21 protein-coding genes are annotated in these 21,482 nt (G+C 64.1%); 6 read left to right on the forward strand and 15 right to left on the reverse strand.

From position 1 onward, the window contains the following. Positions 1-73: 73 nt before the first annotated feature. Complete coding sequence (gene dnaE, locus RJ527_17135; protein ID WND75744.1) at positions 74-3,568, reverse strand: DNA polymerase III subunit alpha; 3,495 nt, start codon at positions 3,566-3,568, stop codon at positions 74-76. 194 nt (positions 3,569-3,762) lie between these two features. Here dnaE and nthA point away from each other — a divergent pair, with 194 nt between their 5' ends. From nthA to RJ527_17165, 6 genes are all read left to right on the forward strand, one after another. After that, positions 3,763-4,404: a nitrile hydratase subunit alpha gene (gene nthA / locus RJ527_17140; protein ID WND75745.1), complete on the forward strand. Its 642-nt coding sequence runs from the start codon at positions 3,763-3,765 to the stop codon at positions 4,402-4,404. Further along, a complete protein-coding gene (nthB, locus tag RJ527_17145; protein ID WND75746.1) occupies positions 4,401-5,063 on the forward strand; it encodes a nitrile hydratase subunit beta in 663 nt (220 codons plus the stop codon). The genes nthA and nthB overlap by 4 nt, the downstream gene beginning before the upstream one ends. Further along, positions 5,060-5,383: a nitrile hydratase accessory protein gene (locus RJ527_17150; protein ID WND75747.1), complete on the forward strand. Its 324-nt coding sequence runs from the start codon at positions 5,060-5,062 to the stop codon at positions 5,381-5,383. Before nthB ends, RJ527_17150 begins: the two co-directional genes overlap by 4 nt. Positions 5,384-5,506: 123 nt before the next feature. Then, positions 5,507-5,848 (forward strand): DoxX family protein, encoded by a 342-nt coding sequence (locus RJ527_17155; protein ID WND78079.1) that lies wholly within the window; start codon positions 5,507-5,509, stop codon positions 5,846-5,848. 98 nt (positions 5,849-5,946) lie between these two features. Then, the gene (locus tag RJ527_17160; protein ID WND75748.1) at positions 5,947-6,411 is read left to right on the forward strand and encodes a carboxymuconolactone decarboxylase family protein; all 465 of its coding nucleotides are present in this window, start codon (positions 5,947-5,949) and stop codon (positions 6,409-6,411) included. Next, positions 6,398-7,288 carry a sigma-70 family RNA polymerase sigma factor gene (locus RJ527_17165; protein WND75749.1) on the forward strand — a complete coding sequence of 297 codons (891 nt, stop codon included), beginning with the start codon at positions 6,398-6,400 and terminating at the stop codon, positions 7,286-7,288. The genes RJ527_17160 and RJ527_17165 overlap by 14 nt, the downstream gene beginning before the upstream one ends. Here RJ527_17165 and RJ527_17170 read toward each other — a convergent pair. The 14 genes from RJ527_17170 to nuoK form a co-directional block, all read right to left on the reverse strand. Continuing rightward, positions 7,285-7,677: a RidA family protein gene (locus tag RJ527_17170; protein WND75750.1), complete on the reverse strand. Its 393-nt coding sequence runs from the start codon at positions 7,675-7,677 to the stop codon at positions 7,285-7,287. The two genes, RJ527_17165 and RJ527_17170, sit on opposite strands and share 4 nt — an antisense overlap. A 99-nt stretch (positions 7,678-7,776) precedes the next feature. Continuing rightward, a complete protein-coding gene (locus RJ527_17175) occupies positions 7,777-8,250 on the reverse strand; it encodes a hypothetical protein (protein ID WND75751.1) in 474 nt (157 codons plus the stop codon). Between the two features lie 155 nt (positions 8,251-8,405). Continuing rightward, the gene (locus tag RJ527_17180) at positions 8,406-9,098 is read right to left on the reverse strand and encodes an ABC transporter ATP-binding protein (GenBank protein WND75752.1); all 693 of its coding nucleotides are present in this window, start codon (positions 9,096-9,098) and stop codon (positions 8,406-8,408) included. Next, positions 9,091-10,320: a lipoprotein-releasing ABC transporter permease subunit gene (locus RJ527_17185; GenBank protein WND78080.1), complete on the reverse strand. Its 1,230-nt coding sequence runs from the start codon at positions 10,318-10,320 to the stop codon at positions 9,091-9,093. The genes RJ527_17180 and RJ527_17185 overlap by 8 nt, the downstream gene beginning before the upstream one ends. A gap of 124 nt (positions 10,321-10,444) precedes the next feature. After that, positions 10,445-11,758 (reverse strand): proline--tRNA ligase, encoded by a 1,314-nt coding sequence (locus tag RJ527_17190; protein ID WND75753.1) that lies wholly within the window; start codon positions 11,756-11,758, stop codon positions 10,445-10,447. A gap of 466 nt (positions 11,759-12,224) precedes the next feature. Next, positions 12,225-12,464 carry a DUF1467 family protein gene (locus RJ527_17195; GenBank protein ID WND75754.1) on the reverse strand — a complete coding sequence of 80 codons (240 nt, stop codon included), beginning with the start codon at positions 12,462-12,464 and terminating at the stop codon, positions 12,225-12,227. 5 nt (positions 12,465-12,469) lie between these two features. Continuing rightward, entirely contained in the window at positions 12,470-12,874 is a 405-nt protein-coding gene (mce, locus tag RJ527_17200) for a methylmalonyl-CoA epimerase (GenBank protein ID WND75755.1), read from the reverse strand. Between the two features lie 44 nt (positions 12,875-12,918). After that, complete coding sequence (locus RJ527_17205) at positions 12,919-14,631, reverse strand: ribonuclease J (GenBank protein ID WND75756.1); 1,713 nt, start codon at positions 14,629-14,631, stop codon at positions 12,919-12,921. Beyond that, on the reverse strand, positions 14,628-15,401 hold the full coding sequence (locus RJ527_17210; GenBank protein WND75757.1) for a type III pantothenate kinase: 774 nt from the start codon (positions 15,399-15,401) through the stop codon (positions 14,628-14,630). Before RJ527_17210 ends, RJ527_17205 begins: the two co-directional genes overlap by 4 nt. A 17-nt stretch (positions 15,402-15,418) precedes the next feature. Next, complete coding sequence (locus tag RJ527_17215) at positions 15,419-16,195, reverse strand: biotin--[acetyl-CoA-carboxylase] ligase (GenBank protein WND75758.1); 777 nt, start codon at positions 16,193-16,195, stop codon at positions 15,419-15,421. Positions 16,196-16,210: 15 nt separating this feature from the next. Beyond that, positions 16,211-17,671, reverse strand: coding sequence for an NADH-quinone oxidoreductase subunit NuoN (gene nuoN / locus RJ527_17220; GenBank protein ID WND75759.1), 1,461 nt, complete (start codon positions 17,669-17,671; stop codon positions 16,211-16,213). 16 nt (positions 17,672-17,687) lie between these two features. Further along, the gene (locus tag RJ527_17225; GenBank protein WND75760.1) at positions 17,688-19,190 is read right to left on the reverse strand and encodes an NADH-quinone oxidoreductase subunit M; all 1,503 of its coding nucleotides are present in this window, start codon (positions 19,188-19,190) and stop codon (positions 17,688-17,690) included. A 7-nt stretch (positions 19,191-19,197) separates the two neighbouring features. After that, positions 19,198-21,159 (reverse strand): NADH-quinone oxidoreductase subunit L, encoded by a 1,962-nt coding sequence (gene nuoL, locus RJ527_17230; GenBank protein ID WND75761.1) that lies wholly within the window; start codon positions 21,157-21,159, stop codon positions 19,198-19,200. 10 nt (positions 21,160-21,169) lie between these two features. Next, a complete protein-coding gene (nuoK, locus tag RJ527_17235) occupies positions 21,170-21,481 on the reverse strand; it encodes an NADH-quinone oxidoreductase subunit NuoK (GenBank protein ID WND75762.1) in 312 nt (103 codons plus the stop codon). Between the last annotated feature and the right edge of the window lies 1 nt (position 21,482).

The following is a 21,482-nucleotide window of genomic DNA, read 5'->3' on the forward strand; positions in this document are numbered from 1 at the left end:
ATATGGGCGTGGGTTTACAGGGGCAGCACGGCCCGATCAAGGGAAAAAAGCGTGACGTTCCGGCGAAGGACGCTCAGCCCTCGACGACCTCAAGCACGCCCTGGACCGACTTGATCGCCTGGATCACGGCCGGCGACACGGCGTAGCGGTCGTTCAGCGACAACACGACCTCGCGGTTGTCCTCCAGCCGGGGCACGACATAGACCGGCACCTGTCCCCTGCCCTGGCTTTCCAGCACCTCGCGCAGCGGCGCCAGCGGGCTTGCCCCGCCGATCACTACTGTGACGGAGCCGACGGCGTTCAACGCCGCACTTTCCAGCGGGCGCAGGCCCTGGACCATGAACCGGGGGGCTTCGGCCTCGATCTGCACTTCCATCTCGATCAGGAACGAATTGCCTTCGGTCAGATGTTCGCGGGCGGCGGACAGGACTTCCGAGAACATGATCGCCTCGAACGTGCCCGTGGTGTCCGAGAAACTGACGAAGGCATAGCGCGAGCCCTTGGCCGAGGTGCGTTCCTTCATCGCGACCAGGGTGCCGGCCATGCGCCGGTGGCCGGGCCGGGCGGCGGTCAGAATTTCGACGTAACTCATGACCTTGTGCTTTTCCAGCATGCTTTCGTAGGTCGCGAGCGGGTGCGACGACAGATAGAAGCCGACGGCGTCGAATTCTTCCTTGAGCCGGTCCATGGGCGTCCAGTCGGCGATGTTGTCGAGGCGGATGTCCGGCACCTCGGGGGCGTCGCTGCCCCCGCCCCCGCCGAACAGGCCCATCTGGTCGGAGGTGCGGTCCTGATGGGCGCTGACCGCTTCCTTCAGAATGCGTTCCAGCCCCGTGAACAATTGACGGCGGTTGGGATTGAGGCTGTCCAGCGCGCCGGCGCGGATCAGGTTTTCCATCTGCCGCTTGTTGATGACCTTGGGGTCCAGGCGGTGGGCGAAGTCGGCGACGTCCTTGAACGGCCCACCTTCCTTGCGCGCCTCGACCAACGACGCCATGGCGCCCTCGCCCACGTTCTTGATGGCGGCGAGCGCATAGCGGATGGCGCTGCCGCCGTTTTCGCGCTCGACCGAGAACTTGACCTGCGATTTGTTGACGTCAGGCGACAGCAGGTCCACGCCCATGCGGTCCAGTTCCTGCTTGAACACGTTGAGCTTGTCCGTGTTGTGCTGGTCGAGGGTCATGGAGGCGGCGAGGAATTCGACCGGGTGGTTGGCCTTCAGATAGGCCGTCTGATAGGCAACCAGGGCATAGGCGGCGGCGTGCGACTTGTTGAAGCCGTAGCCCGCGAACTTGGCGACCTGATCGAAAATGTCCGACGCCTTGCGGCCGTCGACGTCGCGCTGCACGGCGCCGTCGACGAACAATTGGCGCTGCTGGTCCATCTCCTCCTTGATCTTCTTGCCCATGGCGCGGCGCAGAAGGTCGGCGCCGCCGAGGGTGTAGCCGGACAGCAACTGCGCCGCCTGCATGACCTGTTCCTGGTAGATCATGATGCCGAAGGTTTCCGTCAGGATCGGCTCCAGGATCGGGTGCAGGTAGTCGGGCACCTCGTCGCCCTTCTTGCGGGCGATGTAGCTTGGGATGTTGTCCATGGGGCCCGGGCGGTACAGCGCCACGACGGCGATGATGTCCTCGAAGGTGTCGGCCTTCATCTGGCGCAAAACGTCGCGCATGCCCTGGCTTTCCAACTGGAACACCCCGGTCGTCTCGCCGCGGCCGATCATCTCGAAGGTTGCCGTGTCGTCCAGCGGGATGGTCGTGAGGTCGATCTCGACCCCCTTTTCGCGGCACAGATCCACGGCCGTCGACAGCACCGTCAGGGTCTTGAGGCCCAAAAAGTCGAACTTCACCAGCCCGGCGCTTTCCACGAACTTCATGTTGAAGCCCGTGACCGGCAGGTCGGAACGCGGATCGCGGTACAGCGGGATCAGTTCCTGCAACGGCCGGTCGCCGATGACCACGCCGGCGGCGTGGGTCGAGGCATGGCGGAACAGCCCCTCCAGCTTCATGGCCAGGTCGACCAGATGCTGGACCTGGGGGTCTTCCTTCATCATCTGGCGGATCTGCGGCTCGCCCTCGACGGCCTCGCCCAGGGTCACCGGATTGGCCGGGTTGTTGGGCACCAGCTTGCAGATTTTATCGATATAACCATAGGGCATCTGCAACACGCGGCCGACGTCGCGCAGCACGGCGCGGGCCTGTAGCTTTCCGAAGGTGATGATCTGCGCGACGTGGTCGTCGCCGTATTTTTTCTGGACGTAGCGGATGACCTCGTCCCGCCGGTCCTGGCAGAAGTCGATGTCGAAGTCGGGCATGGACACGCGTTCCGGGTTGAGGAAGCGTTCGAACAGCAGGCCGAAGCGCAGCGGGTCCAGATCGGTGATCAACAAGGACCAGGCGACGACGGACCCGGCGCCGGAGCCGCGGCCCGGGCCGACGGGAATACCCTTGTCCTTGGCCCAGCCGATGAAGTCGGCGACGATCAGGAAGTATCCCGGAAAGCCCATCTCGTTAATGACGCCGAGCTCGTAATCCAGGCGCTCGCGGTAGGGCTTGGCCGCCGCGTCCCGCGCGGCGTCGTCCATGCCTTCGGTGAACACATGGGTGACGAGGCGCTTTTCCAGCCCGGCCAGGGCCTGGGCGCGCAGTTCGTCCTCTTCCGTGCGGCCCTCGCCGCAGTCGAAGGGCGGCAGGATCGGCGCGATCTTTTCGACCATGAAGGCGCAGCGCCTGGCGATGACCAGGGTGTTGTCGACCGCTTCGGGCAGGTCCTCGAACACCCGGCGCATGTCGGCGGCACCCTTGAACCAATGTTCCGGGGTCAGGCGGCGGCGTTCGGTTTCCGAGACATAGGCGCTCTCCGCGATGCAGATCAGGGCGTCATGGGCCTCGAACATGTCAGGCGTCGGGTAAAAACACTCGTTGGTCGCGACCAGCGGCAGGTCCAGGCTGTAGGCCAGGTCGAGGAACGCCCCTTCGGTCTGTTCCTCCGCCGTCATGCCGTGGCGCAGGATTTCCACGTAGGTGCGCCCATCGTAGGCGGCGGCGAGCCGCGTCAGCAGGTCGCGCGCGGCGTCGCCCTTGCCCTGTTGCAGCAACCGCCCGACCGGCCCGCCGGGCCCGCCGGTCAGCAGGATCAGGCCGGCGTTGTGTCGCAACAGGGTCTCCAGCGAGATCGCCGTCTCCTCAGCGTCGTCGCCGTCCAGATAGGCGACCTTCAGCATCTGCAACAGGTTGCGGTAGCCTTCCGGGTTCTGGACCAGCAGAACCACCGAGGGCGCGCGCTCGCGACGCCCGCCGCCGTTGGATTGCCCCAAGGCATGACCGTTGCCTTCTTCGGCCTCCATCTGCACGGATATCTGGCAGCCGATGATCGGCTGGATACCCTTGTCCGTGGCCGCCAGGGAGAATTCCAGGGCCCCGAACAGGTTGTTGGTGTCGGTCACGGCGACCGCCGGCATGTCCATGGACCGGCACATCTTGGCCAGGTCCTTCAGACGGATGGCGCCTTCGGACAGGGAATAGGCGGAATGGACCCGCAGGTGGACGAAATCGGCGTGGGACATGGGAAGAATAATTCCACACTTCGGCGGGCGCGCGGAAACCGATTGCGCCCAGTTGTCCACCGTCGGAAAGATTGCCGTGGATAACCCCGGGGATTCCGGGCCAAAGCAGGTTCTCCGGCATTGTTGAACGCGCACCTCAGGCTGTATCATCCCCCCGCCCGCATCCTTGGGCGCAGACAAATTGGGAGAATCGCATGCCGCATGACGGACACGACCACGATCACGACCATACGGAGCCGCCATCGGACATCGAACTCCGCGTGAAGTCCCTGGAAAGCCTTCTGGTGGAAAAGGGTCTGGTCGACCCCGCCACCCTGGACGCCCTGGTCGATCGCTACGAACACCACGTCGGCCCGCAGAACGGCAAGAAGGTCGTGGCCCGCGCCTGGACCGATCCCGCCTACCGCCAGTGGCTGCAAGACGACGCCAGCGCCGCCATCGGCGACTTCGGCTTCAAGGGTCGCCAGGGCGAACACATGGTCTGCGTGGAAAACGGTCCCAAGGTGCATAACCTGGTCGTCTGCACGCTGTGCTCCTGCTATCCCTGGACCGTCCTGGGCCTGCCGCCCGTGTGGTACAAATCCGCCCCCTATCGGTCCCGCGCCGTGGCGGACCCGCGCGGGGTCTTGGCCGAATTCGGCACCACGCTGGCCCCCGACGTGGACGTCCGGGTGTGGGATTCGACGTCGGAAATGCGCTACCTCGTCATCCCCGAACGCCCCGCCGGCACCGACGGCTGGACCGCGGAACAACTGGAACAGCTGGTCACCCGCAATTCCATGATCGGGGTTGAGCAAGCCAGATCGCCCGAGGAACTGAAGGGAGCGGCGGAATGAACAGCGGCCACGATCTCGGCGGGATGCACGGCCTCGGCCCCATCAACCCGGAGCCCCAGGACGAGGAACCCGTGTTCCACGCCGATTGGGAGCGCAAGGCGTTCTCTCTGACCCTGGCGACGGCCCTGCTCGGCCGCTGGAACATCGACATGGGCCGCCATTCGCGCGAACGCCAGCACCCGGCCCGCTATCTGATGAACACCTACTATGAAAACTGGCTGACCGGCACGGAAGTCCTGCTGAAGGAATCGGGTCTGGTCACGGCCGAGGAAATGGCGACGGGCAAGCCGCAGGGACCGGCCCCGAATTCCATCCATGTACCCGGCCCGGACGAAGCCCTGAACGCCGTCAAGGCCGGCGGGCCGGCGGATATCGACGCGCCGGTTCAGGCGCAATACGCCGTCGGCGATGCCGTGCGTGTCAGAAACTTCCATCCCAAAGGGCATACCCGGGCCCCCCGCTACACCCGGGGGCGGGTCGGCGTGATCCAGCGCCTGCACGGCATCCACGTCTATCCCGACACGCATACGCCGGATGTTACGGAGGGCTATCCGCTTTATTCCGTGCGGTTCGAGGGCGACGAGCTTTGGGGCCCCGACGGCGACGCCAAATCGTCCGTCTATGCCGATCTTTGGGAACCTTACCTGGAGCCGGCATGACCGCCCTGAAACAGGAAGACGGTCCCGCGTTCTGCGAACCCTGGCAGGCCCAGGCCTTCGCCCTTGCCAACGCGTTGATCGACAAAGGTATTTTTACCGCCGACGAATGGGCCAATACGCTGGGTGCCGAGATCAAGCGCGCCCAGGCGGCGGGCGACCCGGACACGGGCGAGACCTATTACAACCACTGGCTGGCGGCGCTGGAACGGCTGTGCGCCGACAAGGGCCTGGCCTTGGGTGACGAGGTCGCCACCCGCGCGGACGAATGGCGCGACGCCTATCTGGCGACGCCGCACGGCCAGCCGGTCGCCCTGAAATAACCGCCACGCACGCAACGACGATGATGCGCCCGCGGCTCTGCGAAACATCGCGTTCCAACCAAGGAGGCCGCCGTGAAATTCCTGAACCCCTTCAAGGACCACCTTTACAGTCTTCTCCGTCTCATGACGGGCTTGTTGTTCCTGCAACACGGCACCACGAAATTCCTGAGCTTCCCGGTCACGAAATACAGCGGCGTCGATCCCTTTTCCCTGATCGGCGCCGCCGGGATGGTCGAACTGGTCGGCGGCGCCCTGGTCGCGATCGGTCTGTTCACCCGGCCGGCCGCCTTCATCTGTTCCGGGACCATGGCCGTGGCGTATTTCCACGAACATTTCCCGATCAGCTTCTTCCCCATCTTGAACTGGGGCGAACTGGCGGTGCTGTACTGCTTCGCGTTCCTCTACATCGCGGCCGCCGGCGGCGGGAAATGGAGCTTCGACGCCCTGCGGTCGCGGGCACCCTGACGGGCCCTACGCCGAAACTTTTTTCCGCCGCATGTCACAATCGCCGCCGCCATCTCGTCATCCGGGCATATCCCCCCTTTTTGACGATGGAGACGACCATGACACCGCGCCTGAACGACCCCTACAAACTGGCCCAAGCCCCCATCAAGGCGATGATGGCGCTGGAAGCCGCCCTTGCCGCCAGCGGGCTCGACCATAACCTTCTGGAACTGGTCAAGCTGCGCGCGTCGCAGATCAACGGCTGCGCCTTCTGCATCCACATGCACACGACCGACCTGCGCAAGCACGGTGAAAGCGAAATGCGCCTGTACATGTTGAACGCCTGGCGGGAATCCACGCTGTACAGCCCGCGCGAACGGGCGGCCCTGGCCTGGACCGAGGCCCTGACCCGGCTCGCGGAAACGGGGGCCCCGGACGTGGACTACGACCTGGTGAAGGCCGAGTTCACCGAGGCCGAACAGGTCAACCTGACCCTGGCGGTCGGCGCCATCAACGTATGGAACCGCCTACAGGTCGGCTTCCGCGCGGCGCATCCGCTGGAGGACATCGGTGACGCGGCCTGACGGCGACACCCATGTGTTTGAGGCGCACCGCCCCCGGCTGGTGCGCCTCGCCTACCGCATGCTGGGCTCGATGCTGGAGGCCGAGGACATCGTGCAGGAGGCCTGGCTGCGCTGGCGGCGGGCCGACCGGGACACGGTCGCCACGCCGGGTGCCTACCTGACCCGCATCGTCACGCGGCTGTGCCTGGACGTTCTGAAGTCCGCCCGGGCGCGGCGGGAAACCTATATCGGGCCCTGGCTGCCAGAACCCGTTGTCGAACCGGACGACGACGCCCTGCGGGCGGACGAGGTGACCCTGACCCTGATGCTGGCCCTGGAGCGGTTGTCGCCGCTGGAGCGCGCGGCCTTTCTGCTGCACGACGTGTTCGATGTGCCGCTGGGAGAGGTCGCGGCGACGCTCGACCGGGACCCCGCCGCCGTGCGCCAACTGGCCGCCCGCGCCCGCAAGCATGTGCGCGGCGGCCGCCCACGCTATCAGGTCAGTCGCGAAGAGGGCGCGCGCATCGCCCAGGCCTTCTTTACCGCCTCGACCAAGGGCGACATCGACGATCTGCGCGGCCTGCTGGCGGAAAACGTGGTGATTCTGTCGGACGGCGGCGGCAAGGTACTGGCCTTCCGCAACCCCATCGTCGGTCTGGAGCGGGCGCTGCGCCTGTTCGCGGGCCTCAGCCGCAAGTTCGCCGACAAAATGCCCAGCGACATCCGGCCGGTGTGGATCGACGGCCTGCCCGGCTACATCAGCCAAGGGCGCGGCGACGTCTTGCAGACCACGGCGCTGGAGATCGAGGAGGGTCAAATCGTGGCGATCTACATCACCCGCAATCCGGACAAGCTCACCCACGCCGCCCGTCTCGTGGGCGGTGCGGCGACGCCCTAGGCCGCCTTGGCGGCGATGGCCTCGATCTCGACCTCAATGCCCGGGCGCGGAAAAGGACCGACCACCAGGAAAGTGGCCGGCGGGTTATGTTCGCCCAGGAAAGCGCGGCGCACCTCGATATAGTCGTCCAGGATCGCCTTGTCGGTGACGTAGACCGAGAACTTGACGACGTCCCCGAACGTCATGCCGGCGGCCTCCAGGATGATCTGTATACGCTCGAAGATCACCCGAACCTGCCCGGCCGGGCTGTCCGGCACGGTGCCGTCGAGGCGCGCGCCGACCTGACCGTTGCAGAACAAAAGCCGCGCGTTCGGCGGCACTTCGGTCGCATGGCCGGCATTGTCGCGGTGGGCGCAAATCCGGTCGCTGAGGGTATGAACGGTCAACATGGCAGGCCTTGCTCCTTGGGAATGATCAGGTTTGATTGATTGAATGTAACACCGAACACATACGGTCACGGACGACCGCCGGTCATCGGCGGCGGATGATCAGACTTTCGACCAGTGTCCGAAAGTCGCGACCTTGGTCACATTGATTCCATCGTCGGACAAGGGAACCCGGACCTGCGTCTGCTCGATATTCACGCGCTTTCCGTATTGCTCCCGGTAGACGGTGTCCCGCGAGGCAATGGGCCGTTTTTCCTGCACGACGCGCAGGTATTCTTCCCAGCCGACCGGGCCTCTGAATTGAGGGAAATCCCTGGTTCGTTTGCCGGTCTTGTCGGCGCCCTTCCACTCTGTCTGGCCCGTTCCCCAAAAGCGGATGACGAAATCGATCACCTCGCGTCCCGAAGGGTCGTATACGGCGTCGGCGACAATGACGTAGGGCACCAACTTGGGGTTCAACCTGGAAAGGTTGAACTGCTTCCAGGACGGCGCGAATCTCTCTCCCTTCACCGATGCCCAATAGTCGACGAATTCATGGATTTCGGGATCGGTGATTTCAGACAGGTCGACAATCATCAGCGATTATCCGCGCATGGTACCTTGATGCGCCAAATGCTTCCGGCACCCGGCAATCGTTGACGTTGGCCCGCCCCCAAGCAAGCTACCGATCATACCCCGATATGGCAAAAGCATCGTGCGGATTTTGGTCCCGAAAATATGCTGGGTGCGGTTTATTCCGGGAACAGAAACCCGTCGGTCAGCCGCAACGTGCGGTCCATCTGCGCCGCGAGTCGCGGGTTATGAGTCGCGATCAGGGCCGCCAGACCAGCCCCCCGGGCCAGACGCAGCAGGATCGAGAACACCTCGTCCGCCGTATGCGGGTCCAGGTTGCCCGTGGGTTCGTCGGCAAGCAGCACCTTGGGTGCTGTCGACAGCGCCCGAGCGATGGCGACGCGCTGCTGCTCGCCGCCGGACAGCCGCGCCGGACGATGGGTCAGGCGTTCCGACAGCCCCATCCAGTTGAGGATTTCCTTGGCCCGGTCCTTGGCGTCCTTATGGGGGATGCCGGAAATGATCTGCGGGATGATGACGTTTTCAAGCGCCGTGAATTCCGGCAGCAGGTGGTGATGTTGATAGACGAAACCCAGGTTGTAGCGCCGCATCAGGGTGCGTTCCTCGTCGCCCATGGCGGAACAGTCCTGGCCGTTGACCTCGATCGTGCCGGCATCGGGGGATTCCAACAGGCCCGCGATGTGCAGCAAGGTCGATTTCCCCGCCCCCGACGGGCCGACCAGGGCCACGACCTCGCCCGGGCGCACGGTCAGGTCGATGCCCTTGAGGATTTCCAATTCCGACCGCCCCTGGCGGAAGGTGCGCCGGATGCCGCGCAGCGCCAGGGCGGGCACCATCCCCGTCTCACTCATAGCGCAGCGCCTCGGCCGGGTCCGTGCGGGCGGCACGCCAGGACGGATAGATGGTCGCCAGGAACGACAGGCCCAGCGCCATGCCGATCACGGCGATGACCTCGCTCCAGTCGATGACGGCGGGCAGTTGCGACAGGAAATAAATTTCGGCGGCGAACAGGTCGGTGCCGGTCAGGCCCTGAATCCACTGGCGCACGCCCTCGATGTTGTCGGCGAAGGCGATGCCCAGGACGGCGCCCGCGACGGTGCCGATCACGCCGACGCTGGCGCCGGCGATCAGGAATACCCGCATCACCATGCCGCGGGTCGCCCCCATGGTCCGCAGGATGGCGATGTCCCTGCCCTTGTCCTTCACCAGCATGATCATGGACGAGATGATGTTGAACGCCGCGACCAGGATGATCAGCGTCAGAATCAGGAACATCACGTTGCGTTCGACCTGGATGGCGTTGAAGAAGCTGGCGTTGGCCTGCTGCCAGTCATGGATGCGCCCGATCCCGGGCACGGCGCCGGCGATGCGGGTCTTGACCTCCAGCGCCTGATCCGGGTCACGGATGAAGACTTCGAGCGACGAGACGGCTTCCTTGGGAAACTTGAAGTAGACCTGGGCATCGGCCAGGTCCATGAACACGAAGCTGGAATCGTATTCGTACATGCCGACCTCGAAGGTCGCCGCGATGCGGTAGGCCGCCGCGCGCGGCACCGTGCCGAAGGCGGTGGCGCTGCCCTTGGGTGAAATCAGCGTAATCTTATCGCCGACCCGGACCCCCATTTTCTGCGCCAGGCGGTCGCCGATCACGACGCTTTGCCCGCCGTCCTTGAAATCGTCGAGGGAGCCGCGGGCGATGTTGTCGGCGATCAGCTTGCGCCGCGCCAGATCGGCATGGCGGATGCCGCGTACCAGGGCCCCCTGCGCCGCCCCGTTGGCGGTGGCCATGACCTGGCCTTCGATCAAGGGGGTCACGCTGACCACCCCCCTGAGATCACGAATGCGCTGCCCGATGGGGTCGAAATCCTTGAGGTCGCGGAACTGGCCCTGCACGCTGAGATGCCCGTTGAGCCCCAGGATGCGGGTCAACAGTTCCTGACGGAAACCGTTCATCACCGACATGACGATGATCAGGGTGGCGACGCCGAGCGCGATACCGAGCAGCGAAAACCAGGCGATGACGGAGATGAACCCCTCCTGCCGGCGGGCGCGTAGATAGCGCAGCGCCATCATCCATTCAAATCGGCTGAACACGAGGGGCGCTATCCTTCCTTGTGGGATCGGCGGCGGGTTGGGCTAAGGGCAAGCAAGTGATCTTTAATCCGCATTCCGTCGGTTTTCCAGGCCATGACGGCCCTCATCCTTGCGTCAGACGCGCGAGGGCCGATTCTCGGCTGATTTCCACGCGTTCGCCGGTCGCCCGGTTCTTCAGTTCGACCATGCCCTTTTCCAGGCCGCGCGGCCCGGCGATGAGCTGCCACGGCAGGCCGATCAGGTCCATGTCGGCGAACTTGCCGCCGGCCCGTTCGTCGCGGTCGTCGTAGAGAACGTCCTGCCCGGCGCCCAAAAGCTGTTCGTACATGTCCTGGCAGGCCGCGTCGCAGGCCGCGTCGCCCGAACGCAGGTTGATCAGACCGATACGGAACGGGGCCACCGCTTCGGGCCAGATGATGCCCGCATCGTCATGGGACGCCTCGATAATGGCGCCGACAAGGCGCGACACGCCGATGCCGTAGGACCCCATCTCGCAGACGATTTCCTGGCCGTCGGGGCCGGTGACCTTGGCGCCCATGGGCTCGGAATATTTCTTGCCGAAATAGAAGATGTGCCCGACCTCGATCCCCCGGGCGGTGATCAGGTCGTCGCCCAAGGCCGCTTCGGCCGCCGGGTCGCGCTTTTCATCCGTCGCGGCGTACTTGCCGGTGAAGGTCTCGACCACACTGCTCAGGTCGCCGTCGAAATCGACGCCGTCGAGCCAGTTGTTGTCGAGGAAATCCTTGTGGCAGGCGATCTCGCTTTCGCCCGTATCGGCCAGGATCAGGAACTCGTGGCTCATGTCGCCGCCGATCGGCCCGGTGTCCGCCGCCATGGGAATGGCCTTCAACCCCATCCGCGCATAGGTCTTCAAGTAAGACACAAAATGTTTCTGATAAGACTTTCTGGCACCTTCATAATCCAGGTCGAAGGAATAGGCGTCCTTCATCAGGAATTCGCGCCCGCGCATGACCCCGAAGCGGGGCCGCACTTCGTCGCGGAACTTCCACTGGATGTGATAGAGCATCTTCGGCAGGTCGCGGTAGGAGCGCACGGCGTCGGCGAAGATCTGGGTGATCTGCTCCTCGTTGGTCGGCCCGTAGAGCATGTCCCGCTCGTGGCGGTCGGTGATGCGCAGCATCTCAGGCCCGTAGGCGTCGTAACGTCCCGACTGCCGCCACAGTTCCGCCGGCTGGATGGTCGGCATCAGAACCTGCTGGCAGCCGATCGCATCCTGTTCCTCCTCGACGATGCGGGTGATGTTCTTGAGTACCCGATAGCCCAGCGGCAGCCAGGAATAGATCCCCGCCGAAGACTGGCGCACCATGCCCGCGCGCAGCATCAGGCGATGCGACGCGATCTGGGCGTCGGCGGGCGTTTCCTTCATGGTCGGCATGAAAAAGCGGGAAAGGCGCATGCGGGCCGGGATCCTTCCGTTAACTTATGGTCTCTGCGGGATGGCAGTCGAGGCGGTTTGCGGCACCGGGCCCCAAGGCCCGGCAACGGGTTCAAGAACAAGGGAAGGTCATACCTTGTCCACGGGGGCTTTGTCCACGGGCCCATGTATCGGGCGGCGTCATCGACCAGTCTACGTATGGAGGTATGTTTGGCCCTGTGCAATCAGCAGGTTAACGAAGAAACTTAGGCGCATCCCTGAGAAAAAGGGTGACCCGACTGGGGGCTCCGGGTAAGATGCCCTCGCTCGCAATGACGAGCACCTGCCGGTCAGACTGGGCCCGGGTTTTGGGAGGAAAAAAGCAAGAAGCAATAATTAAGCGGCAGCCTTCAAACGGCGCGAAGCTTTAGAGAATTCAGGACTTCAGTGGGGCAAGACCGAAAGGTCTTGCCTTAATTTTTTGCCCGATCGGGATGGACCGTTCCCGCTATTGACGGAAGCTGACCAGCCCGGATTCGTGCAGCCAGTAGAAGCCCGCGAAGATGATTCCGGCAAGCACCGAGGTGGCGGCGAACTTCAACAGGATTCGCGGCTTGGCCGGCGATCCCGGGTCCTCGCCCGGGTTGAGGTCCGCCGGATCGACCCGGCGCACGCCCCAGGGCAGCACCGCGAACAGCGCGATCCACCAAATCACGAAATAGACGGCAAGGCCGGTTTGCCAGCTCATAATGGTTAGGCCTGTTCCAGTTCGATGAGGGTGCCGTTGAAATCCTTGGGATGCAGGAACAGAACCGGCTTGCCATGGGCGCCGATCTTGGGTTCGCCGCCGCCCAGCACGCGGGCCCCCTGCTCCTTCAAATGGTCGCGGGAGGCCAGAATGTCATCGACCTCGTAACACACGTGATGAATGCCCCCCGACGGGTTCTTGTCGAGGAAGCCCTGGATGGGCGAGCCTTCGCCCAGGGGATGCAGCAGTTCGATCTTGGTGTTGTCCAGCTCGACGAACACCACGGTGACGCCGTGGTCGGGCTCCGGCTGTGGTGGCGAGACCTTGGCGCCCAGGGTATCGCGGTAGGTCGCGGTCGCGGCGGCCAGATCGGGCACGGCGATGGCCACGTGGTTCAGTTTTCCGATCATGTCGCAGAATTCTCCGTCACGGTTGTCCCTGCCCCTCGTCTTTATCAGATACGCACCAAATGCACCGTTGTCACGGGCTTCATGTCCAATTGTCCGCGGAACGTCCGCCGCACGGCCAGGCGCACGGCCTCGATGACGGCCGCGTCGTCGGCCAGCTTGCGCGGCGGCAGGGACCGCACGGCGTTGATCGCGGCCTCGCGGGCGGCATCGACCACCGGGTCGTTGTCCTCGTCCTCGGAAATGCCGAGCGTGGTGATCTGCGGCTCCTCGGCCAGACCGCCGTCGTCGACGGCCACCGTCACCGTGACCACGCCATGCCACACGCCGCGGATGCGTTCCTTGATGAGATTGCCTTCCATGGGCACCAGCCGGCCGCCGATCAGGGCCAGGCGGCCCGTCGGCACATGATCGACGACGTCGAGCGGCCCCGGCGCCAGGCGGGTCATGGTGCCGTTGGGGGCGACGATCGCCGCCTCGACCTGGCATTCGCGGGCCAGGCGCGCGTGTTCGTGCAGGTGGCGCAATTCGCCATGCACCGGCACCGCATAGCGCGGCCGCACCAGTTGGTACATATGCGATAATTCGTCCCGGTTGGGGTGGCCCGAGACATGAACGAAGGCGTCGCGCGAGGTGATGATCCGCACGCCGCGCGCCACCAGATCGTTCTGCAAGCGGGCAATCGAGGTCTCGTTGCCGGGAATTTCCCGGGATGAGAAGATCACCCAGTCCCCTTCGCCCAAGGAAATGCGCGGATGATCGCCGGAAGCGATGCGGGACAGGGCGGCCCGGGGCTCCCCCTGGCTGCCCGTGCAGATGATCAGGACCTTGTCGTCGGGCAGGCTGTCGGCGTCGCCTTCGTCGAGAAACGCCGGCACATCGGCCAGGTATCCGTTCTCGCGGGCTGCACTCTGGATGCGCCACAGGGAACGCCCGGCCAGGACGACCTGGCGGCCCGTTTCCTGGGCCGCGCGGGCGATGGTTTCCAGCCGCGCCACGTTGGTCGCGAAGCAGGCCACGGCGACCCGGCCCGGACAGCCGGCGATGACCTCAGTCATGCTGTCCAAAATCTCGCCCTCGGACCCGGACTGTCCCGGTGAAAACACGTTGGTGGAATCGCAGACCATGGCCAGCACGCCGTCGTCGCCCAGGGCGCGCAGGGCCGCCTGGTCCGATACGTCGCCGATCACCGGGTCGGGGTCGAACTTCCAGTCGCCCGTGTGCAGCACGGTGCCCAAGGGCGTGCGCACGACCACGGCGTTGGGTTCGGGGATGGAATGGGTCAGCGTGATCAGTTCCAGTTCGAACGGCCCGACCGAGAACGTGCCCTGCAACGGCACGACGGTAACGTCGGCGTCGTCCTCCCAGCCCGGTTCGGCCAGCTTGCGGGCCAGGATATGGGCCGTGAACGGCGTCGCGAAGATCGGACACTTGAAACGGTCCCACAGGTACTGCACGGCGCCCAGGTGATCTTCGTGGGCATGCGTCAGCACCAGACCGTCGAGCTGATCCGCGCGCTCCTCGATGAACGACGGATCGGCCATGATGACGTCCACCCCCGGCGGCCAGCCGTCGGAAAAGGTCACCCCCAGGTCGAGCATGATCCAGCGCTCCTCCCCTGGCGGGCCGTAGCCGTAAAGGTTCAGGTTCATGCCGATCTCGCCGGCGCCGCCCAGGGCGACGAACACCAGTTCGTTGCCGTTCGGGGTCGATTTGGCCGTTTTCGATTTCGCCTTCTTCGGCTTTGCCGGCCCGGTCATGCCGTGTTGTTCCGGTGGATCATGTACAGCCCGTCCAGGGTCAATGTGCCGTCCACCAGTTCGATGGCCTGGGTCGCGTCAAGGAACAGGGGGGCCAGACCGCCGGTCGCGATCACGCGGGCGTCGGCCCCCGTTTCCAGCTGGATACGCCGCACGATGCCTTCGATCAGGCCGACATAGCCCCAGAACACGCCCGACTGCATGGCGGTGACGGTGTCGCGGCCGATCACCCTGTCCGGCCGCTCGATACTGATCAGCGGCAGCTTGGCCGCCGCCTGATGCAGGGCTTCCAGGGACAGGTTGATGCCGGGCGATATGACGCCGCCCATGTAACTGCCCTGCCCGTCGATCACATCGAACGTCGTCGCCGTGCCGAAATCGACGATGATCAGCGGCCCGCCGTATTTGGCATGGGCGGCCACCGTGTTGACCAAACGGTCGGCCCCGACCTGTTCGGGACGGTCGACCAGCACCTTGATGCCGAGATCGACATTCGCGTCGCCGACCACCAGGGGGTCGATCCCGAAATAGTCGCGGCACAGCCCGACCAGGGGAAAGCGGTTGTTGGGCACCACCGTGGCCAGGATGGCGTGAGTTATCCCGTCGGGGTCGATGCCGTTCATTTCCATGAGCGGGCGCAGCCAGACGGCGTGTTCGTCCTTGGTGCGCTCCAGCTTGGAATTGGCGCGCCAGGAGCCCTTCATCGCGCCGTCGTCGCCGAACACGGCGAAGACGATGTTGGTGTTTCCGGAATCGATTGCCAGCAGCATGATGCCCCGTCCCGCCCTTAGGCGTCCTGGCTTTGCGGGAAAAAGACGTCGCCGGCGGTGATCGTGCGCGGGCCCGAGGGCGTTTCCAGGATCAACGCGCCGCTGTCGTCCAGGTCCTTGAAGGTGCCTGTCAGGGTTTCGTTGGCAAGCCGCACTTCGACCTCCTTGCCGACCTGGTCGCAGCGCCACAGCCAGTTCTTGCGCAGGCGCTCAAACCCCTCGTCGACCCAGATGCGGGTCCAGGCCAGGAAGTGCCGCCCGAAGCTTTCAAGAAATTCTGGCACCAGAACGGTCGCCCCCTCGTCCAACATGGACGTCGCGGGGAACTCCACATCCTCAGGGAAGCTGCGCAGGTTGACGCCGACGCCGACGATGACGAAATCGGGCTTCGCGTCGGCGGACGCGGCGCCCTGGGCCTCCAGCAGAATGCCCGCGACCTTGCGCCCGGAAATCAGGACGTCGTTGGGCCATTTGGTATGGGCTTCCGTGCCCGGCTGGGCCAGGCTGCCGATGGCGTCAAACACGGCGAGCGAGGCGACGAAACCGAACTGCGCCGCATCCCGAAGCGGCACGTCCGGGCGCAAAATGATGGAAGCGTAGAAATTACCCTTGGGGCTGACCCAGGTGCGGCCCCGGCGGCCCCGTCCGGCGGTCTGCTCGGCGGCCCAGATCAGGGTGCCCTCGGGCGCGGATTCGGCCCCCTGCTCGGCCCGGCGTCGGGCTTCCGCATTGGTGCTGTCGACCGTGTCGAGTTCGACAAGGGTGAACAGTGACGGGAGTCTTGGCGCGTCCATGACGGACTTCACTCTCTACCCTGCAAGGAGGGCTTTCGCCGCCGCCGCCGCGGGTTCCAGAATCAGATTCGGCTGGATGAAGAAGAAACAGATGATGAAGGCGGTGACGCCGATCAGGATCTTCAATTCACGGCTGACGCCGGCGTCCAGCGGGTCCTCGGCATCCTCGAAGTACATCACCCGCACGATGCGCAGGTAATAGAACGCGCCGATGACGCTGGTCAGAACGCCGATGATCGCGACCGCCATCAGGCCGGCATCAACGGCCGCCCAGAAGATGTAAAGCTTGGCGAAGAAGCCCGCCAACGGCGGCACACCGGCCATGGAAAACATGAAGACCAGGAACGCGAAGGCGATGGTCGGATGGGTCTTGGACATGCCCGCCAGATCGGAAATCTGTTCGACCATGCGGTCGCCCCGCTTCATGCACAGAATGCAGGCGAAGGCGCCGACGTTCATCACCAGATAGATCGCGAGATAGACCAGGATGCCGCGCACGCCCGTCTCGTTGGCGACGCACAGCCCGATCAGGGCATAGCCGACATGGCCGATGGAGCTGTAGGCCATCAGGCGCTTGATGTTCTTCTGCGCCACGGCGGCGACCGCGCCCAGGATCATCGAGGCGACGGAGATGAAGATGATGACCTGACGCCAACTGTCGGCGGCCTCGCCGAAGGGCTCCATCATCACCCGGGTGAACAGCGCCAGGGCGGCGATCTTGGGCGCCACGGCGAAGAAGGCCGTGACCGGCGTCGGCGCCCCTTCGTAGACGTCGGGCGTCCACATGTGGAACGGCACGGCCGAAACCTTGAAGGCCAGCCCCGCGACCACGAAGACGATGCCGACGACTAGGCCGACCGAGGGCGTCCCGCCCTTCAACAGATCGGCGAGGACCGAGAAATTGGTGGTGCCGGAGAACCCGTAGACCATGGAGGCGCCGTACAGCAGCATGCCCGACGCCAGGGCGCCGAGAACGAAGTACTTCAAGCCCGCTTCCGTCGACCGCTGATCGTCGCGCTGGAACGAGGCGATGACGTAGAGCGACAGCGACTGCATCTCCAGCCCCATGTAGAGCGAGATCAGGTCGTTGGCCGAGATCATCATCATCATGCCGAGGGTCGCGAACACGACCAGCACGGCGTATTCGAACCGCGCCACGCCGTTGCGTTCCATATAGCCCGCCGACAGCACGATGGCGCAGCCGGACGCGATCAGCACCAGGACCTTGGCATAGGTCGCGAAGCCGTCGACGACGAACATGTTGTTGAAGGCCATCAACTGGCGGTCGGCCAGCATCACGACCAGCAGGATGGTCAGGCCCAGCACGCCCACGGAAAGCCCGGAAATCAGGCGGAAGCTTTTCACGTCCTGATCGGCGAGCGCGCCCTTTTGGAACACGCCCAGCATCAGCAGCGCCATGATCATGCAGGCGACGAAGATTTCGGGCAGGGCCGGAATGATTTGATCGATCGACATCTCGTCCGGTTCTCCCTTAGCGCCCGGCCAGATTGGAATGGCCGGCCGCGGCCAATGCCGTTTCAACATGCTTCAGCAGGTTTTCGACGGACACATGCATGACGTCAAGGAACGATGACGGATAAATCCCCATCCACAGGGTAACGACGACAAGCGGCGCGAACACCGCGATCTCGCGCTTGTCCATGTCGAGGATTTTGCTCAGGTGTTCTTTGGTCAGCTTGCCGAAGATGATCCGGCGGTAGAGGTACAGCATATAGACGGCCCCCAGGATGACGCCCGTGGCGGCCAGCGCCGCGACCCAGGAATTGGCCTGGAAGGCGCCCAAAAGGACCAGGAATTCGCCGACGAACCCACCCGTGCCCGGCAAGCCGACGGAGGCCAGCATGAACAGCATGAAGGTGATGCCGTAGACCGGCATGCGTTCGACCAGTCCGCCGTAATGGGTGATCTCACGCGAATGCTCACGGTCGTAGACGACGCCGACGATCAGGAACAGGGCCGCCGACACGACGCCGTGGCTGAGCATCTGGTAGATCGCGCCCTCGACCCCCTGCACCGTCATGGTGAAGGCGCCGATGGTCACGAAGCCCATGTGGGCGACCGACGAATAGGCGATCAGCTTCTTCATGTCTTCCTGCGCCAGGGCGACCAGGGAGGTGTAGATCACCGCGATGATCGACAGGGTGTAGATCAGCGGCGTGAACATGACGCTGGCTTCGGGGAACATGGGCAGGGAGAAGCGCAGGAAACCGTAGCCGCCGAACTTCAGCAGCACGCCGGCCAGGATGACCGAGCCCGCCGTGGGGGCTTCGACGTGGGCATCGGGCAGCCAGGTATGCACCGGCCACATCGGCATCTTGATCGCGAAGGACGCGAAGAAGGCCAGCCACAGCCAGGGTTCGAGCGCGGACGGGAAGTCATGCACCAACAACTTGGTGATGTCCGTGGTGCCGGCGTCGAAGTACATGGCCAGCATGGCCAGCAGCATCAGCACCGAGCCCAGCAGCGTGTAGAGAAACATCTTGAACGAGGCGTAGATGCGCCTGGGGCCGCCCCACACGCCGATGATGATGAACATCGGGATCAGGACCGCTTCGAAGAAGATGTAGAACAGGAACAGGTCGAGCGCGACGAACATGCCGACCATGAAGGTTTCCAGGATCAGGAAGGCGATCATGTATTCCTTCACACGGACCTTGATCGATTCCCAGCTGGCCAGGATGCAAAGCGGCGTCAACAGCGTGGTCAGCAGCACGAACAGCATGGAAATGCCGTCGATGCCGACGCGGTAGGAAATGCCGGCGATGGGCATCCAGGCCGCTTCCTCGACGAACTGCATGGCCGCCGTGGTGCGGTCGAAGTTGAACCAGATCAACAGCGACACGACGAACGTGCCGCCCGACACCCACAACGCCACGCGCCGCGAATTTTCCGGGTTGTCCGCCGGAATAAACGCAATCAGCGCCACGCCGACAAGCGGAAGGAAGGTGACCAGCGATAGAATGGGCCAATCCATGGTCGTCTCACCCCGCCTTCGTCAATAGATACCAGGTCACCAGCACCACGATGCCCGCCAGCATGGCGAAGGCGTAATGGTAGAGGTAGCCGGTTTGCAGCGCCGACGCGCGGCGTGCGATGTGCTTCACGGCGGCCGACACGCCGTCGGGGCCGAGCCCGTCGATCAACGTGCCGTCACCCGTTTTCCAGAGATTGCGCCCCAGGTAGAAGGACGGCTTCACGAAAATCTTGTCGTACAGCTCGTCGAAATACCATTTGTTGAGCAGGAACTGGTAGACGCCCTGGAACCTGGCGGCGATCGCCCCCGGAATGCCCGGCGCGAACATGTAGAACACATAGGCCATGGCGATCCCGGCGACGCCGACGACAAGCGGCAGCAGCTTCACCCAAAGCGGCACATGATGGGCGTTTTCCAAAGCCTTGTGGTGCTCCAGCACGACGATCGACTTGCCCCAGAATTCCGCCATGTGGTGGCCGACCATCAGGTCGTAGGCCAGCACCCCGGCAAGGCACGCCCCGCCCGCCAGCACGACCAGCGGCAGGACCATGACCATCGGACTTTCATGGACATGGGCCATGGTGGTCTCGTCGGCGCGCGGCTTGCCGTGGAACGTCATGATCAGCAGGCGCCAGGAATAGAACGCCGTCAGGAAGGCGGCGGTGATGCCAAGCCAGAACGCGTACTGGCCGACGCCCGTATGGGCACCCCAGGCGGCTTCAAGCACGATGTCCTTGGAATAGAACCCGGCGAAGGGCGGAATGCCGGCCAGCGCCAGAGAGCCGATCCACATCAGGATGTAGGTCACCTTGATGTGCTTCCAGATGCCGCCCATCTTGCGCATGTCCTGTTCGTCGGACATGGCGTGGATGACCGAACCGGCGCCCAGGAACAACAGCGCCTTGAAGAAGCCGTGGGTCATCAGGTGGAAGATACCCGCCGAATAGGCCGACACGCCGCAGGCGAAGAACATGTAGCCGAGCTGCGAACAGGTCGAATAGGCGATCACCCGCTTGATGTCGTTCTGCACGCAACCGATGGTCGCCGCGAAAATACAGGTCGAGGCGCCGACGATGGTGACGACGGTCAGCGCCACTTCGGAATATTCGAACATCGGCGACAGACGCGCGACCATGAAGATGCCGGCCGTGACCATGGTCGCCGCATGGATCAGCGCCGACACGGGCGTCGGACCTTCCATGGCGTCCGGCAGCCAGGTATGCAGGCCCAACTGCGCCGATTTGCCCATGGCGCCCACGAACAAGAGCAGGCAGCACACGGTCAGCGCATGGAATTCGCCGCCGAACACGTTCAGCGTGGCGTCGGCCTTGCCGGGCACGGCCTGGAAGATGGTGTCCAGGTTGACCGTGTCGAACAGCATGAAGGTCGCGAAAATGCCCAGCGCGAAGCCGAAATCGCCGACCCGGTTGACCACGAAGGCCTTGATCGCCGCCGCGTTGGCCGACGGCCGGTCGTACCAGAAGCCGATCAGCAGGTAGGACGCGAGCCCGACCCCTTCCCAGCCGAAGAACAGCTGCACCAGGTTGTCCGAGGTGATGAGCATCAGCATGAAGTAGGTGAACAGGCTGAGATAGCTCATGAACCGGGGGATCGACTTGTCGTGGTGCATGTAGCCGCAGGAATAGATGTGCACCATGGCCGACACGCCGGTCACGACGATCATCATGACCGCAGTCAATTGATCGACCCGCAATGCCCAGGAAACCTCCAGGCTGCCGGAATCGATCCAGGTGAACAGTTCCGTCACCCGGGCGTTGCCGTCGAGCGCGACGTCCTTGAACAGAATGATCGCGCAGATGGCCGACAGTACCAGACCCGTGCAGGTGATCCACTGCGCCAGGGTGTCCATGGTGTGCTGCTTGTGTTTGTCCGCCTGCGGCATGAACACGATCACACCGGCCAGGGCCGCGCCGACGAGCGGCAGGAAGACAGCGAGAATTTCGATCATGAGCCGCTCCCTAGCCCTTCATCATGTTGATGTCTTCGACATCGATGGACCCGCGGTTGCGGAAGTACACGACCAGAATGGCGAGACCGATGGCCGCCTCGGCGGCGGCGACGGTCAGCACGAACAGCGCGAACACCTGGCCGACCAGATCGCCTAGATGGGACGAGAACGCGACCAGGTTGATGTTCACCGCCAACAGCATCAGTTCGATCGACATCAGGATGATGATGACGTTCTTGCGGTTCAGGAAAATTCCGAAGATGCCCAGCGTGAACAGGATCGCCGCGACGGTCAGGTAATGGGACAGGCCGATTTCAAACATG

This window comes from Thalassospiraceae bacterium LMO-SO8, assembly GCA_031655335.1.
Lineage (GTDB): Bacteria > Pseudomonadota > Alphaproteobacteria > Rhodospirillales > Casp-alpha2 > UBA1479.